9 protein-coding genes are annotated in these 13438 nt (G+C 43.8%); 8 read left to right on the forward strand and 1 reads right to left on the reverse strand.

Annotated features, from left to right (window positions below; translation table 11 throughout):
- The first annotated feature begins 94 nt into the window (after positions 1 to 94).
- The 4 genes from mnmE to AOT82_RS08635 all read left to right on the forward strand — a co-directional run bounded on the left by mnmE (position 95) and on the right by AOT82_RS08635 (position 4358).
- Positions 95 to 1531, forward strand: a complete 1437-nt coding sequence (gene mnmE / locus AOT82_RS08620) for a tRNA uridine-5-carboxymethylaminomethyl(34) synthesis GTPase MnmE (RefSeq protein WP_071002666.1) — start codon at positions 95 to 97, stop codon at positions 1529 to 1531.
- A gap of 87 nt (positions 1532 to 1618) precedes the next feature.
- Complete coding sequence (gene nrdR / locus AOT82_RS08625; RefSeq protein WP_071002667.1) at positions 1619 to 2077, forward strand: transcriptional regulator NrdR; 459 nt, start codon at positions 1619 to 1621, stop codon at positions 2075 to 2077.
- A gap of 113 nt (positions 2078 to 2190) precedes the next feature.
- Entirely contained in the window at positions 2191 to 3246 is a 1056-nt protein-coding gene (gene ribD, locus AOT82_RS08630) for a bifunctional diaminohydroxyphosphoribosylaminopyrimidine deaminase/5-amino-6-(5-phosphoribosylamino)uracil reductase RibD (RefSeq protein WP_071002668.1), read from the forward strand.
- 437 nt (positions 3247 to 3683) lie between these two features.
- On the forward strand, positions 3684 to 4358 hold the full coding sequence (locus tag AOT82_RS08635) for a riboflavin synthase (protein WP_071002669.1): 675 nt from the start codon (positions 3684 to 3686) through the stop codon (positions 4356 to 4358).
- A 196-nt stretch (positions 4359 to 4554) separates the two neighbouring features.
- On the opposite strand, the gene AOT82_RS08640 is transcribed toward AOT82_RS08635, so the two are convergent.
- Entirely contained in the window at positions 4555 to 7419 is a 2865-nt protein-coding gene (locus tag AOT82_RS08640; protein ID WP_071002670.1) for a response regulator, read from the reverse strand.
- Positions 7420 to 7733: 314 nt separating this feature from the next.
- Between AOT82_RS08640 and fmt the strand changes: the two genes are divergently transcribed.
- From fmt to AOT82_RS08660, 4 genes are all read left to right on the forward strand, one after another.
- Positions 7734 to 8822 carry a methionyl-tRNA formyltransferase gene (fmt, locus tag AOT82_RS08645; RefSeq protein WP_071002671.1) on the forward strand — a complete coding sequence of 363 codons (1089 nt, stop codon included), beginning with the start codon at positions 7734 to 7736 and terminating at the stop codon, positions 8820 to 8822.
- Positions 8823 to 8902: 80 nt separating this feature from the next.
- Entirely contained in the window at positions 8903 to 10486 is a 1584-nt protein-coding gene (locus AOT82_RS08650) for a transcription antitermination factor NusB (protein WP_071002672.1), read from the forward strand.
- 46 nt (positions 10487 to 10532) lie between these two features.
- Positions 10533 to 11954, forward strand: a complete 1422-nt coding sequence (gene thrC, locus AOT82_RS08655; protein ID WP_071002673.1) for a threonine synthase — start codon at positions 10533 to 10535, stop codon at positions 11952 to 11954.
- Positions 11955 to 12278: 324 nt separating this feature from the next.
- Positions 12279 to 13388 carry a LysM peptidoglycan-binding domain-containing protein gene (locus tag AOT82_RS08660; RefSeq protein ID WP_071002674.1) on the forward strand — a complete coding sequence of 370 codons (1110 nt, stop codon included), beginning with the start codon at positions 12279 to 12281 and terminating at the stop codon, positions 13386 to 13388.
- Positions 13389 to 13438 lie beyond the last annotated feature (50 nt).

A 13438-nucleotide genomic window follows, 5' to 3' on the forward strand; every position in this document is an offset into this window, starting at 1 on the left:
TTAGGCCGCGTTTCAAAGTTTGCTTTGTCACTATGAGCACAGACGTCTATAATGGGATTTTTAGTTATTGAGAGTTATTGTGGATTCCTTAGAGATGGCATTAGCCACACCTAATTCTTCTGAAAAACCTAATACATCGGAACTCGCCACGATTGCTGCGATTGCAACGCCACTTGGGCGAGGGGGTGTGGGTGTTATACGTCTGTCAGGTAGCCGTGCTTATGCCATGGCCTGCGCGCTGACGGGTAAAACTGCTTTTACGCCGCGTATGGCTAGCTTCTGCCGCTTTTATCAGGCGGATGGCACCGTTATTGATGAAGGGCTCGTACTGTTCTTTAAAGGTCCGCACTCATTCACGGGTGAAGATGTGATTGAGCTGCAAGGGCATGGCGGCGTTATTTTGCAGAACCAGTTGCTTGCACGTGTATTTGAATTAGGCGCCAAACAAGCGAGTGCCGGAGAGTTTTCTTATCGCGCTTTTGATAACGATAAGTTGGATTTGGTGCAGGCAGAGGCGATCGCTGATGCGATTGATGCGACCAGTGCGGCGGCCGCGAGTAGTGCGATTCGTTCACTAAGTGGTGAGTTCTCCCAAAAAATAAACCAGCTATTAGAACAGTTGATTCATTTGCGCTTGCACGTTGAAGCTGCCATTGATTTCCCTGATGAAGAAGATGTCGATTTTTTATCTGACGGCGTGATACAGAGTAAACTTGAGCAAACGCAAGATAAGATACAGCAAGTCTTAGCCACGGCAAAGCAAGGTCAGCTCTTACGTGATGGTATCCATGTTGTCCTAGCAGGTAGGCCAAATGCTGGTAAATCAAGCCTGCTAAATCGTCTAGCAGGGCAAGAACGTGCTATCGTGACCGATGTCGCTGGCACCACGCGTGATACGCTGCAAGAGACGGTCGTGCTCAATGGTTTGACACTTCACCTTACCGATACGGCAGGCCTACGTGATACAGAGGATACCGTAGAGCGTATCGGCATTGAGCGTGCCCGTACCGCCATTACCCAAGCTGATATGCTGCTGATGGTTTACGATGTGACTCGCGATGTTGAAGAAGAAAGCACGCCGTTGCAATTGGCTGAGCAGTTATTCGGCGAGCTGCCAGATGCCAAACGATTACTCATCATTGCCAATAAAAGTGATCTACTGAGCGATGATAGTAGCGAAAAATCTGCCTCTACGATGCAAGCCGAAATCAAAGATAGAGGCTACGAACAAGTTAATGTTTCATGTGAAACAGGCGCTGGTATCGATAATTTAGTCGAAGCACTATGCGCTAAGGTAGGTTTTCATCCACCAGAAAATAGCTTAATCGCTCGTACTCGTCATATAGATGCTCTCAAACGGACAGCCAACTGTTTAACAGAGGCGCATGAGCAGTTGACGGTATTCCAAGCAGGTGAGTTGGTTGCTGAAAGCTTGCGTCAGGCCCAGCAGAGTTTGGGTGAGATTACAGGTGAGTTTAGTGCTGATGATTTGCTTGGCAAAATATTTGGTAGTTTTTGTATTGGTAAATAACGGTTGAATAACTCTATCTATTACTCAATACATTTGTCTATCTCATAAGTTTTGCTTTTATTCTTAGTCATAAAAGAAGGAATTGCTATGCACTGCCCGTATTGTAATGCATCAGAGACAAAAGTGATTGACTCACGTCTTGCTGCAGAAGGTGCGCAAGTGCGTCGCCGCCGTTCATGCAACAGTTGCCAAGAGCGTTTTACAACGTTTGAGATGGTAGAAGTGGTGATGCCAAGGATTATCAAATCCAGCAACAAGATTGAACCTTACGACAATGAAAAGCTGCGTCGGTCTATCTTATTGCCTTTGCAAAAGCGCCCCATCACTATCGATGAGCAAGAAGCAATGATCAGCCGAGTTGAAAAACGCGTCAGACAGATGGGTGAGCGTGAAATCAGTAGTAAAGTCTTGGGCGAAATCATCATGAGTGAGCTAAAAACTTTAGATGATGTTGCCTATGTGCGCTTTGCTAGCGTCTATCGCGACTTTCAAGACATTGATGCTTTTCATCAGGAAATTGCCAATATCCGTCCAAATGACAAATAAGCTGGTACATCAATAAATATGTCTAACTATTAAACTGATTTTGAGTTCAAAGCGCCTAGATTATTAAATAAAATTCTCCGTAATTATTACCAATCATTCATAAGCCTACTGTTATGCCAACTATAAATCACTCTCAAGATGCGCAAGATCGCTACTTTATGATGCTTGCTATCGAACAAGCTAAGCTCGGTTTATATACTACTAGGCCAAATCCAGTAGTAGGTTGTGTCATCGTCCAAACTGAAGAAGTGGTCGGTCAAGGGTTTCATCCGAAAGCTGGTGAGCCACATGCAGAGGTATTTGCATTAAAAGAAGCAGGCGATCGAGCAGTGGGCGCAACGGCTTATGTGACTCTAGAGCCATGCAGCCATACAGGCCGTACACCGCCGTGTGCGTTGGCACTTATTAAAGCTAATGTAAAGCGTGTTGTGATTGCCGGCCTAGACCCCAATCCACAGGTGGCAGGTCGCGGGGTAAAGCTACTTAAGCAAGCTGGTATTGAAGTGACAGTTGGCATACTGACGGAGCAGGCAGAAGCATTAAATCGCGGGTTTTTAAAAGCCATGCGGACTCAGATGCCATATGTCAGATTAAAAATAGCGACTAGCCTAGATGGTCGCACCGCGATGGCATCTGGTGAGTCAAAATGGATTACATCAAACGCAGCCCGCGAAGATGTACAAAAGATACGCGCACGAAGTGGGGCAATCATAACCGGTAGTGAGACAGTGATAGCTGATGATCCGCAGCTCAACGTGCGTTCAAATAAACTAGGCGTATTACCCGAAAAAATACCATCACCTCAGATTGTAGTGCTCGATAGACGTCAGCGTTTAGAGCACAGTGCTCAGTCTGATTATCAATTGTGCCGCCGTACAGATACGATTTATTGGCGCACAGATGATCTCACTGATTTACTAGCAACATTAGTCAGAGACCATCAGTGTTATGATGTCTTGGTGGAGGCGGGTGCTGGCGTTGCGGGAAGTTTTTTGAGTCAGCAGCTGGTCGATGAATTGATTGTTTATCAGGCGCCTTGTCTCCTTGGTGATCAAGCGCGACCAATGGTCAATTTCAATCCTATCTCACTGGCTCAACAGTTGCGCTTCGATATTTATAATTATGAGAAACTTGGTTCTGACCTTAAATTAACGCTATTGCCTTTGTAGGTTGCTTATTTGTGATTTTGTTATCCGCAAAATGCTTATAATGTGAACTATATGTGGATAAGTACGTTACTATTTTAAATGTTCCACATGAAACTGTGTATAACTTTGTTCCACATGAAACATGAAAAGCTGATTATTTTTGAGTTTTTATGATAAATTATATACTAATCAATAACTTATGTTTTTTTAAATCTTACGTTGCGAGCGCTAAACTAAATTTAGCATCATTGTGGATAACTCTATAATTAATAAAAACTTTAAGAATATTCTATTGACTTATACTTACTTATCCACAATCTATCCTATGACCGCCTTCATTTCCCGTGTGTTTCACTGCGAAGTGTACTCAGAAAGACAGTACTAAGAAATTTGGGTAAGTATTTGATAAATAAAGTGATGTGTTTATAGCAGCATTATAATAACGAGATGAGGATGATATGTTTACTGGAATTATAGAAAGCGTTGGAACCGTAAAATCGATGCAACCAACGGGCGGTGATATACGCTTAACAATAGAGTCTAACGACCTAGATTTTAGCGACGTAAAGCTCGGTGATTCTATTGCATCGAACGGTATCTGTTTGACTGTTGTAGAGCTAGGTAATAACCATTACTCTGTTGATGTTTCACGTGAAACTATTGCTCGAACAGCGCTAGAAGCATTAAAAGCAGGTCATACGGTCAATTTAGAAAAAGCGATGCTACCAACGACTCGTTTTGGTGGCCATATTGTTGCCGGTCACGTGGATGGGGTAGGTGTCGTCAGTAAACTACAGCAAGACGCACGTTCTATTTATATTGAGATTGAGATACCACAAGAGTTGGCGCACTATACAGCGACCAAAGGTTCTATCACGGTAGATGGGATTAGTTTGACTACCAATCTGGTACGTGACAATATCGTTTCTTTAAATATTATCCCGCATACGGCACAAGTGACTAATATTGCGAAACACTGGCTGGTAGGCAGTAAGGTGAATATAGAGGTGGATATCGTTGCACGCTATTTGGAGCGTTTGCTAAATAAATCACAATCTGGTGGTATGAATACTGCAAATCCTCAAAGCCAAATTACAGAAGCTTTTTTAGCAGATAATGGCTTTATGAAATAACGTTTGAGGCTGTACTTACCTGTTTAAATATTCACCCTGTCCATATTACGAAATCAAAGTATAGTCAATCCACTATAAAAGCGTTACATCGTTAACCTCGCTTGAAGTATGACAGATACATCTGCACTCGGTTGCCTTGTACCGCTCTTAAATTGGTTCAACTATAATGTTGAGAGGGTGATTTTGTTATTAACGTTTAGGGTATAAAGCTTTGTAGAACGGTTTCTAGATCCTCTTTACGGATAGGCTTGGATAAAAACTCATCCATTCCCACTTGCATGCACGCCTTGCGATCCTCTTCTGTATTATTCGCCGTTAGTGCGACAATAGGTATATCGTCGTCTTGTGCGCGGATTGCCTGAGTAGCTTGTAGACCGTCCATGACTGGCATCCGGCAGTCCATCAAAATGAGGGAGATCTCTTCACGCTGGCTGGCTAATATATCAAGCGCTTGCTGACCATCTTCTGCAACGATACTGCGATAGCCAAGTTTACTTAGCATTTTGCAGGCTATTTTTTGATTGGTTGGGCTATCTTCCACCACTAAGATAAGGGGTGATAATGGCTGCGAACTTTCTTCTTGAGCAGTTGTCTCGCTAATGTTCTCTTTAATATCTTGTGTTTGTGTTAGCTTTTTTCTAGCTGGCATTGTCAAGCGCAGGATTTCAGACAGTAATAGCGCACTATCTAAAGGTTTTGCCAAAAAGCCATCGCATTGATCGAGTAACATAGAGGGTATACGGCGCTCAGGTTTCATACTAAATAGTATTTTAGGTAAGGATGTATTAGCGAGTAGGCTATTTAATGCCTGCCGTCTATCGATGCTAGTGACTATGTGATTGCTGTGCGTTAAATGGGGTTTTGTGAGGTCAGCCTGCTCTTGTGATAATGAGTTTTGATATTTCGCTGAGCTGTCAGTATCGGGCTTATTACCAACTAAGATCGCGCTGGTATCATAGTACTCATAATCTAGTAGAAGTATGGGTGCCAAGCTTTGCTGATCTTGACTTAGGCGTTCTGTTAATTGCTCTATAGTCGCTAGGTCTACAGCAGTATAAATAGTGCTAGATATCGCTAAGTGCTCACAAAGCCGCTGTAAATGTTGCGCGACAAGCGGCTGGTGGACGATCGCGATTAGGCAAATATGATTTAGGTGCTGACTAGGATGATATACCGACTGATAGTTTGGGCGTCGGCAAGGCAAATAAAGGTTGAACATGCTACCTTCATTCACGGTACTGGTTAGTTCTATAAAGCCGCCTAGTAATCGCGCAAAGCTATTGACGTTTTTTAGTCCCAACCCTGTATCGATAGCATTTTGCGCTACTGGGTTGATATCTTGGCTATGGGGTTTATTTAAGTACGACAAGAGCTGATGCTGTTTGGCAGATGTGATACCGATACCAGTGTCCTGCACACTAAAGCGCACCCAGCAACTCACTGCATCTGCGGTAAGGTTTTTATTGATAGACTGTAAGGTCTCTTTGTTAGCCTCTGACATTTGCTCGTAGTCAGTTTGTTCTATAATAAGTGCGACATGTCCGGAGGGGGTGAATTTTACGGCATTATGCAGTAGATTCAGCAAAATCTGCCGGAGACGCACGTCATCAGTACCAATAGAGCGCGGACAGTCTGGGGCAAAAAAGTAAATCAGCTCAAGCCCTCTTTGCCTCGTATCATTTATGATTAGCTCATTAACTTCCTGACCAAGCTTATAAATATCGACGGGCTCAATATTAAGGCGAGTTTTTCTAACCTCGATATTTCCTATATGTAGCGTCTCGTTGAGTGCGGTGAGCATGTTCTGACTGGTGGTAATCAAAGTATCTAATGTTATGTTTTGTCTTGCATTCAACGTGTTCGGATCGATTGGCTCAAGGATATCGATCATAGCTTCTAGCGGTATGCGCAACTTATGACCGATGACAAACCTAAGTTTATTGAACTCATCAACCTTTTGCTGTAGCTGTTTATTTTGCTGTTGCAACTGCTCGTTCTGATTAACCAGCTCATTGATATCATTAAGCATTACCGTAAAACCATGAACTTGTCCATGCTCACCGAACCATGGAGTGGCATGCAACTGGTAGTTTTGTTTGTTTTGTATTCCGTAGACGGTCAATGTACGCGAGACTTGTAAACCAGCTAGCGTTTGAAGTATGTGCTGAGTAGCCTCGTCTTTGCCCATGACGAAATCAGTGATTATATGCCTGTGTCCGTTTTTGGTAGAGGGTGTAAATATTGTTTCAAAGCGTTGATTATAGAAACTAATCTGACCATGACGTAAGCTCATCAGCATTGGCAGTGGTGCCTGATCAACCAAGCGCTCCAAACGATGATTTAATGTTTTGATACGTCGATAGTCGTTGTGTAGCTGATAACTGACACGGCTCAGTGCATGACCTAGCAGCAAAAACTCAGTGGTGGACTTTTCTTGTAAAAAGGGCGGCGGCGTATAAGACTCTTTTGCATGAACACTCAAATTATCAGTGTAAGCTATTAGCTGCTCCCAGTTGGTTCGACGGTGGAGCATGTAAAATAAAGCAATAAAAAATAGTATCAAAGCCACCGTTAATGGTAGCCAATAACGGTACGAGGTCCATTCGACAGTCAAAGGCTCATAGCGCAACACAATATAAACCTGATGACCACTTTCGAGCTTTATCGTTCCTGTTAAAGCACTACTACTGACTGTATAAGCACTTTGATTGTCCTTAGAAAAAGTGGCGGCATTGACTGTTGGAAACGTTACTGTCGTAAAAGCTGATTCATTAGGTCGAGTCTTACGATGGATATAGGTTTGCCCAGATGGCATCATCAAAATAAGCTGATAACTGATATGGTCAAAAGCAGGCTGTTTTAGGATTTTTTCTATTTCTACATCGATAGGCGCGGCATGCTCAGTAATACTGTACTGTAATGCATGAAAAGTATCTATACTGTGTTGTTCGCTATGATGTCTCAACCCATCAAAAAACGTGACATAGTACAGCAATAGCATGACCAGCAAGGTCGATGCATAGAAGATCAATAATCGCTGTAAGGACTTAAACTGTTGCATGAGAGCATGGCCCTATATCGACACAAAAACATATAGTGAAATCATCATCGTTTGTTATAGTAATTGATTTATTCAAAACCTTGGTACTGATACCTTTTTATTATCTATAGCAGAATAATAGTGTGTTATTTATAGAGTATTGCTGAAGAAGTATTTTTATTCTATAAAAAGGTCGATAACTAGAGCAATGACACTTTTTATATTATAAAGGCAAAAATCGTCATTAGTCATACTGGATTGAGACTACCACAATTATGGCACAACATCGTAAACTCACCTATAATGGGCAAATTAACCTTATATAATGCAAGACTATGACTACTGCCACTTTTGATCTGTCTAATACATCTATAAACAATAATAAACTATCTACCGAGCGACTAAGGGTAGTATTTGCAGGCACGCCTGAGTTTGCTGCCATTAGTCTAGAAGCGCTCATTCGCCAGCAAGACGCCCTCAATATCAATATTGTCGCAGTATATACCCAGCCAGATCGCAAGGCAGGACGCGGCCAAAAGCTATCAGCCTCTGCTGTCAAAGAAGTGGCATTAGCGAACGATATTGCGGTAGAGCAGCCAGTCACCTTCAAAAAATCCAGCACAGAGGGCATGGCAGCACGACAGACGTTGCGTACGTATCAGCCAGATCTTATGATTGTCGCCGCCTACGGTTTGATTTTGCCTATTGGTGTATTGACCACACCCACGCATGGTTGTCTAAATATTCATGCCTCATTGTTGCCACGTTGGCGCGGTGCCGCACCTATTCATCGTGCATTATTAGCAGGTGATGATGAGACAGGTATCACCATCATGCAGATGGATAAAGGGCTTGATACTGGTGATATGCTCTATAAGGTGAGCGCTAGTATAGAGCCTGATGAGACGGCAGCGAGCCTACATGATAAGATGGCAGCGCTTGGGGCGACGGCTATCGCTACAGTATTAAAAGAGTTATCACATTACCAAGCACAGGCCGTTGCCCAAGATGACAGTCAGGCAAACTATGCCGAAAAGCTCGTAAAAACCGAAGGCGAGGTTGACTGGACAAAGCCCGCTGCTACCATCGAGCGCCAAATTCGTGGGTTGACACCGTGGCCAGGCGCTTATACCTTTCTAAATGGGCAACGCGTCAAAATACTCGCTGCACTACCCATCAATACCACACAAAAAACAGATAAGCCTGCGGGTACAGTCGTGAGTGTGGGACGCAAAGCCATCTTAGTCGCTTGTGGTCAAGAGGCTGAACAAGCAAACGATAATGCCGCTCATGACGTACAACTCAGCAACACATTGGCGATAACTAAATTACAGTTTGCTGGTGGTAAGCCGATGACCGCGGAACAGCTTTGTCATGGTAATCAGCTAAACGACGGTGATCAATTCACAGCAGAATCAAAATAGCTTCATCTAAATAGCGTTAATGACATTTAACCCTACTAGCACAAGACGCGATCGATCAGACGTCAAGGAAACACAACTTCATGAGACAAACCAATAGCGCGTCTAAAAACAATGCACCTAGAAACAACAAGCTCAAGCCATCAAGCAATCTAATCATGAATGGCAGCGTTCGCGTTCGCGTGATTCGTACCTTGCTTGCTATTCAAAATGGTCATTCGCTCTCAAGCGTGCTTGACCCATTATTAAACAGTCTGCACGATGGTGATAAAGGTTTTGCGCATGCTTTATTGCTCACAACATTACGTCAATGGCATGCCCTTGCACGATTGCTCGACACGCTAGCGGACAACCCTATTGACGAAGTAGAAGTTCGTACCACAATTCAAGTGGGTTTGGTGCAGTTACTGTATTTGGAAGTGGCAGATCATGCCGCGATTCATGAAACGGTTGAAGCGGCAAAAGAGATTGAGTTTGCCCATGCAACTGGTTTAATCAACGCTATTTTGCGCAAAGTCGCTAAGAACCCGAGTAAATTCCGTAAGAAGTGTGATAAAAAACACAGCTTACCGAATTGGCTTGCCTATCAGCTTAAGCAAGATTGGAGTGAGCAGTACGATGCGCTGACCCAGGGCTTACGCCAAGTGGCACCGATGTTTTTGCGAGTCAACTCTGCAGTTACTTCAGTAGAGGATTATCAACAGTCGCTGTATGGCGCAGAAATTGATGCAGATATCGTTGAGCTAACGACTGGTTTTAACGTAGCAAACTCGTCAGAGACTACTACAATACTATCGACCAAAGGCTTAAGACTGCATCAGACTACCGCTGTCAATGCTTTGCCTCATTTTTCCGAAGGCATTGCCAGCGTGCAAGATATGCATGCTCAGCTTGCGGCACCTATCATCAATAAAGCGTTAATGGCAAAGCTCAACGCTGAAAAATCTGATACGGAAAATACCAATAACGAGATACATATTTTAGATGCTTGCGCGGCGCCTGGTGGCAAGCTTGCCCACTGGTTGGAGTTGCTCAGCTCAAATGACTCTTCATCGTTGTTTCACGTGAAACAAGATGATGCGGAAGCAAAGCCTTTAGCTTCTAAACTCAAGCTGACCGCTATCGATAATGAAGCACCGCGCATCGAACGCATCTATGACAATCTACAGCGTCTCAATCTAAAACAGCAAGACTTAGAGCAAGCTGAAAAAAATATCGCCCTTAACGTTGTCTGCGCTGATGCCACCAGATGGCAGCATGGCAAAAATAAAAAAGCTGCGACAAATGAGCCAGTATTCGATGCAATATTATTGGATTCTCCTTGTACCGCAACGGGCGTGATTCGCCGTCATCCTGATATTAGTATTTTGCGTACCGAAGAAGACATCGAGCAAACCGCCTTGCTGCAAGCCGATATTTTGCATAACCTATGGCCACAATTGAAAGCTGGCGGTTATTTGCTGTATGTCACGTGCTCTATCTTAAAGCAAGAAAACGTCGAGCAAATGCAGGACTTTATCACTCATCATAATGATGCGGCAGTGATTGAGTTTACCGAGGCTTGCAATTGGGGTATCGCGCAAACGATTGGTCGCCAGTGCTTGCCAATCGATAGCGAGAGTGGCGATGGTTTTTATTATGCGTTATTGCAAAAGACTGCTGAATAAACCGTTTTTAACTATTGAATAACATTATTGTAGACAGGACAATCTAATGAAATATATTAGTACCCGTGGTCAGACAGCGCCAATGGATTTTAGCGACGTACTATTGATGGGGCTTGCGCCAGATGGTGGCTTGATGCTGCCTGAGCATTACCCGACCGTTGACGGCGCTGTCCTTGATGAGTGGCGTACGCTGAGCTATCCAGAGCTGGCACTTGCGATTATGCAGCGCTTTGCTACAGACATTCCTTATGCGGATCTAAAGGACATTATTGATCGCACTTATACGGCTGATATATTTGGCTCTGATGACATTGTTCCTGTCCGCAAGCTCGAAGACAACTTATACATTTTAGGATTATCAAACGGCCCAACGCTGGCGTTTAAAGACGTGGCCATGCAGTTCTTGGGCAATGCTTTTGAATATGTGCTCAAGCAAAAAGGGGCGCGTATTACCATTATCGGCGCGACCAGTGGCGACACGGGTAGTGCGGCGGAATACGCATTGCGCGGTAAAGAAAACGTCGAAGTCTTTATGCTATCACCGCATGGCAAAATGAGTGAGTTTCAGCGCGCACAAATGTACAGCTTGACCGACGATAATATTCATAATATCGCGATCGATGGCATGTTCGATGATTGTCAGGATATCGTCAAAGCGCTGCAACAAGATGCTGATTTTAAAGCACAGTATGACTTGGGCACGGTCAACTCTATCAACTGGGGACGCATCCTCGCGCAGATCGTTTATTACTTTAAAGCCTATTTTGCGGTGACGACAAGCAATGATGAAAAAGTCAGCTTTAGCGTGCCTTCAGGTAACTTTGGTAATATTTGTGCCGGTCACATCGCTCGTGAAATGGGCTTGCCCGTTGAGCGTTTGATCGTCGCCACCAACGAAAACGACGTCCTCAATGACTTTTTCAATCAAGGTGCTTATCAGCCACGTCCCACTGACAAAACTTACGTGACTTCAAGTCCATCAATGGATATCTCAAAAGCCTCAAACTTTGAACGTTTTGTTTACTTGTTGCTGGATAAAGACAGCGCACGCGTTCATGAGTTATTTGACGGTGTAAAATCAGGTCAAGGGTTTGACTTGTCTGATTTGATGGAGGCGGTCAATACGCGTTATGGCTTTGCTGCTGGCAAATCAACCCATAGCGATCGCTTAAACACGATCAAAGCATTGTATGAACAGCATGGCGAACTTGTCGATCCGCATACAGCTGACGGGATAAAGGTTGCCAAAGAGCTACAGCGTGAAGGCGAAGTCATTATCTGTGCAGAGACGGCCTTGCCTGTTAAATTTGCTGACACTATTATTGAAGCAGTGGGGCAAATCGACATCGAGCGTCCAGCTCACACGGAAGGTTTAGAAAGCCTGCCACAACATGTGACTGTACTAGAGAACAAAGCTGAATTGGTTGCTGAGCAAATTCGTCAACATGTTGAACCAAATCTAGCATAAGCGATAAACGTTTTGAGTTCATCTTCTATAGATAGAAGCGTTTGTATAAAAGTTACACCATTGTAATAAAGTGTTTATGATTGTGTTATGGTATAGATAATTGTAGTATTAGAAACAGCGTCGGCGAGCCATCATGCTGCTAGACGCTTTTTTCGGAATATTTCTAGCCAATTATACTGAACAGCTGCCCTATCGTTGTTATGATAAAATCACCTATAAACTACTGATAATCTAAATTATTTTTATAAAATATTTTATGGATTTGGTAAAAAACGAGTGTGGTTTATTGTGACCGAAACAGTGGTGCCTATTGTGGATATAACGATGAAGATGAGCTTAAAAAAGACAGCAAAAGCACTGGCAAAAGGATTATTAGTTACGACATTTAGCAGTGCCATGTTGATGACCACAGCCCACGCCAATAATCCACCACCTACCATAAAAGCAGATGCACCCAATCGCTATATCGTCAAAAAAGGCGATACGCTATGGGATATCGCAGGTCGCTACCTCGACAGTCCGTGGCGCTGGAAAGAGATTTGGGCCACCAACAAGCAAATAAAAAATCCAAACCTTATTTATCCTGATGATATTCTTATTCTGTGTGTCATTCAGGGCAAGACTTTGGTAGGGGTTGATACTGGTGAGGGCTGTGCAGGTATTGAAAAGCAGCTAACAGGTAATGTGGTTGCCAGCACCGTCGCGATCACCTCGACTGCTAATAGTATCCCGCCTGTACCATGGTCTGCTATTCAGCATTGGCTGGATAAAACCCTCATTGTAAATCCAGAAGATTTCAATACCACACCGTATATTTTGGCATCCAAAAATCGCAATCTAATCACCGCAAGCGGGGATAAAGTCTATGCCAAAGGCGTCCCGCTTATCGTGGGTCAGCGCTACGGGGTATACCGTGAGGGTGACCTATATGTGGATCCCAAAACTCAAGAGGTTATCGGCCTAGAAGTCACACAAGTCGCGACTGGTCTTGTCACATCGACAGAAACGAATGGTATTACCAGCTTACAGCTTACTGACAGTTACGACAAAGAAGTACGTGAAGGTGATCGTGTGTTTGTCGAGTTGGACAACGCTATCCCACCTGTCTTTTATCCAACGCCTGCCAGCGTCAGTCGTGGTGGTATGATTGTGCGGGTGATGGACTCAATCAGCTCTGCCGCTAAAGGCAGCGTGGTAGCGATCAATTTAGGCAGCTTGCATGGTGCCAAACCAGGTGATGTACTGACCGTTTATCAAAAAGGCCCGCTGGTCAGGGACGTAAGAGATAATGACATGCCGGTACGCTTGCCCAATGAGCCAAGCGGTATGGTGATGGTGTTTAATACCTTTGACAACATCAGCTATGCTTACGTACTTGACTCTGAACTACCACTCAATGTTGGCGACCAACTATTGCCACCCCCTTATCTATAAGCACATAAGGCTTTGTGAAGCGATTTTACTAAGTTTGCCCAAACGAGACA

The sequence above is a fragment of the Psychrobacter sp. AntiMn-1 genome (genome assembly GCF_001854065.1).
In the GTDB taxonomy this organism is placed as follows: domain Bacteria; phylum Pseudomonadota; class Gammaproteobacteria; order Pseudomonadales; family Moraxellaceae; genus Psychrobacter; species Psychrobacter pacificensis.

Coding starts and splice junctions, on each gene's coding strand:
- mnmE (WP_071002666.1), top strand. CDS start 95: ATGGCATTAGCCACACCTAATTCTTCTGAAAAACCTAATACATCGGAA.
- nrdR (WP_071002667.1), top strand. CDS start 1,619: ATGCACTGCCCGTATTGTAATGCATCAGAGACAAAAGTGATTGACTCA.
- ribD (WP_071002668.1), top strand. CDS start 2,191: ATGCCAACTATAAATCACTCTCAAGATGCGCAAGATCGCTACTTTATG.
- AOT82_RS08635 (WP_071002669.1), top strand. CDS start 3,684: ATGTTTACTGGAATTATAGAAAGCGTTGGAACCGTAAAATCGATGCAA.
- AOT82_RS08640 (WP_071002670.1), bottom strand. CDS start 7,419: ATGCAACAGTTTAAGTCCTTACAGCGATTATTGATCTTCTATGCATCG.
- fmt (WP_071002671.1), top strand. CDS start 7,734: ATGACTACTGCCACTTTTGATCTGTCTAATACATCTATAAACAATAAT.
- AOT82_RS08650 (WP_071002672.1), top strand. CDS start 8,903: ATGAGACAAACCAATAGCGCGTCTAAAAACAATGCACCTAGAAACAAC.
- thrC (WP_071002673.1), top strand. CDS start 10,533: ATGAAATATATTAGTACCCGTGGTCAGACAGCGCCAATGGATTTTAGC.
- AOT82_RS08660 (WP_071002674.1), top strand. CDS start 12,279: ATGAAGATGAGCTTAAAAAAGACAGCAAAAGCACTGGCAAAAGGATTA.